Origin of the sequence: Citrobacter sp. Ca225, assembly GCF_030337175.1 — a bacterium.
GTDB lineage: Bacteria > Pseudomonadota > Gammaproteobacteria > Enterobacterales > Enterobacteriaceae > Citrobacter_A > Citrobacter_A amalonaticus.
Map to the genome: position 1 here is coordinate 1 of NZ_JAOWCD010000096.1, position 2,690 is coordinate 2,690.

Consider the following 2,690-nt stretch of genomic DNA (forward strand, 5'->3'; position numbering starts at 1 on the left):
TGGGGGTTAACTACAACGACCCGGATGCCACTGCCATTCTGGCGGAAAACGCCGACTCCCGCGTGACGATTAACCCGCAGAAAATCGACGTTGTCGGGACGATTGAAGCCCTGGATTCCGCCGTGGTTGATGTGAATGCGATTAACCAGTCGCGTTTCGTCGGCGGGATGGTCACCAGCGGCAATGCAGTGAATAACCTGTCGCTGGCCGACGGCTCGGCCTGGAACATGACCAAAAGTTCTCAGCTCACCAACCTGACGCTGAATGACTCCACGCTGACCTTTATGCCAGCCGCCACAAAGCGTCGTATGCTGACGCGTGATACCGCGAGCTTCAAAACCCTGACAGTGGACGGTGATTACACAGGCACTAACGGTAATCTCGTGATGAACACCCAACTGGGCGATGACAGCTCACCGACTGACCGGATGATCGTTGCGGGCAACACCTCCGGCACCACGAACGTTAAAGTACTGAACGCCGGGGGCGCGGGCGGTCTGACGACGTCGGGCATCGAACTGATTAGCGTTGGCGGCAATTCTGACGGTGTGTTTAAACAAAATGGCCGTATCGTGGCCGGTGCGTATGACTACACCCTGCATCGCGGTGAAGGCGAGAATAATAAAAACTGGTATCTGAGCAGCGCCCTGTCTCCGGTTACTCCGCTGGATCCTCTGAATCCTACCGATCCGCAGCCGCCAACTCCGACGCCGCGCGAACACGCGGTGCGTCCGGAAGCCGGTCTGTACGGCATGAACCTGCAGGCGGCGAACACGCTGTTCAATACCCGTTTGCAGGATCGTCTGGGCGAAACGCATTACGTGGACGCGCTGACCGGCAAAGAAGCCGTCACCAGTATGTGGCTGCGTAACGTGGGCGGTCATACCCGTCAGAAAGACAGCAGTAGTCAACTGGATATGCAGGCCAACCGTTATGTCATGCAACTGGGCGGCGACATTGCGCAGTGGTCTTCGGACAACACTGACCGCTACCATCTGGGTCTGATGGCCGGTTATGCGAACCAGAAAGCGCGTGCCGAAAACCAGCGTAACGGTAACCGGGCCGACAGCCGCATCAGTGGTTACAGCGTTGGTTTGTACGGCACCTGGCTGCAGGACAACGCGACGCACGAAGGCGCGTATGTCGATAGCTGGGCGCAGTACAGCTGGTTTGATAACACCGTTTCTGGTCGTGACGTCGAATCTGAAGAGTATGATTCTAAGGGCTTCACCGCCTCTGTTGAATCCGGCTACACCTGGAAACTGGCCGAACTCAGCGAGCGTAACGCGCTGTATATTCAGCCAAAAGCCCAGATCACCTGGATGGGCGTGAAGGCAGATGAGCACAAAGAAGTTAACGGTACCCGCGTTGAAGGTAACGGCGATGGCAACATCCAGACACGCGTCGGCGTCCGTCTGTTCGGCAAGGGCCACAACACACTGGACGACGGCAAAGACCATACCTTCCAGCCGTTTGTCGAAGCCAACTGGATCCACAACAGCAAAGACTTTGGCGTCGCAATGAACGGTGAAAATGTGAATCTGAAAGGCGCCCGCAATATTGGCGAACTGAAAGCCGGGGTTGAAGGCCAGTTGACGAAGAACGTCGCCCTGTGGGGCAACGTCGCACAGCAAGTTGGTAACAACGGCTACAGCGACACTTCAGCGATGATCGGTGTTAAAGCGTCGTTCTGATGCAAAGTGCCGGGAGGCGGTTTCGCTTTACCCGGCCAGGCAAAAAACCTGTAGGCCGGATAAGGCGCAACGCATCGCCATCCGGCAGTATGGGCATGAAATCCTCTCTCTAAACAGTATGTTACCGATGCGTAATCCCTTCATAAATTAAACGTAACGCCAGCAGGCCAATTATCGCGCCGATGATGCGACTGGCGACGCGCTGTATTCTGCCGTATGCCCGACGCACGGCAGGCAACGAAAAGGCCTGGCTTAGAAAGACGCGCCAGATAACCGAAGAGAGCACAATCCCGGCCCAGGCCATCATCCTTGCCCACATGGGTGTGTCGGCACTCAGCGTAACGGAGAAGATACTGATAAAAAACAGGACGGTTTGCGGATTTGACAGATCGGTCAGTAAGCCACGACGAAAGAACACGGTCCATGGCGCGCTAACGGGTTGCTGCAGCGTTGGCATCTGCGGTGTGGCCTGGTGACGCATACTGTTCCAGGCAAACCACAGCAGATACGCGCCGCCGCCAATTTTGATCACCGAAAAAACCGCCTCGCACTGGGTGATCAGCGTCGCCATGCCAAACAGCCCCAGCCCGGAATAGATAGCGTCACCTGACGCAACGCCCAGACCGGTTAATACACCTGCACGCCGTCCGGAGGCCAGACTGGTTTGCACGACCACAAACAGATTGGCGCCGGGGTTGAAGAAGGTTAACACGAACAGGCTGACGGTGAGGAAAACCGCATGTAGAGGTTCCATAAACCACATTTCCCTGAGCTGGATAACGTCACTCCATCTTATTTACAACAAAATCTGAGGGATGCGAATGGGATCACAAAGGGAGGCGAGGGAAGAAAACCACCCGTGTTACCACGGGTGGTAGAAAGTCAGAAGCTGTATTTCAGTCCTAACATTCCCTGCGTATCGCTGTAGCCGTTGTCGCCAATTTGCTGGGCGACGTTGCCCCACAGTTGCAGACGCTGGCTAAGCTGGCCTTCAAC

Annotated in this window: 3 protein-coding genes; 1 reads left to right on the forward strand and 2 read right to left on the reverse strand. The window is 55.9% G+C overall.

Annotated elements, in window-relative coordinates:
* Positions 1–1,694 (forward strand): autotransporter outer membrane beta-barrel domain-containing protein (locus OGW13_RS17800; RefSeq protein WP_287116333.1); only part of this gene is annotated, 1,694 nt, incomplete at its 5' end.
* A 121-nt stretch (positions 1,695–1,815) separates the two neighbouring features.
* Here OGW13_RS17800 and OGW13_RS17805 read toward each other — a convergent pair.
* Both OGW13_RS17805 and OGW13_RS25765 read right to left on the reverse strand, forming a co-directional pair.
* The gene (locus tag OGW13_RS17805; protein WP_044258897.1) at positions 1,816–2,448 is read right to left on the reverse strand and encodes a LysE family transporter; all 633 of its coding nucleotides are present in this window, start codon (positions 2,446–2,448) and stop codon (positions 1,816–1,818) included.
* A gap of 128 nt (positions 2,449–2,576) precedes the next feature.
* The coding region (locus OGW13_RS25765) for an autotransporter outer membrane beta-barrel domain-containing protein (RefSeq protein WP_353622487.1) at positions 2,577–2,690 on the reverse strand (114 nt) is incomplete at its 5' end.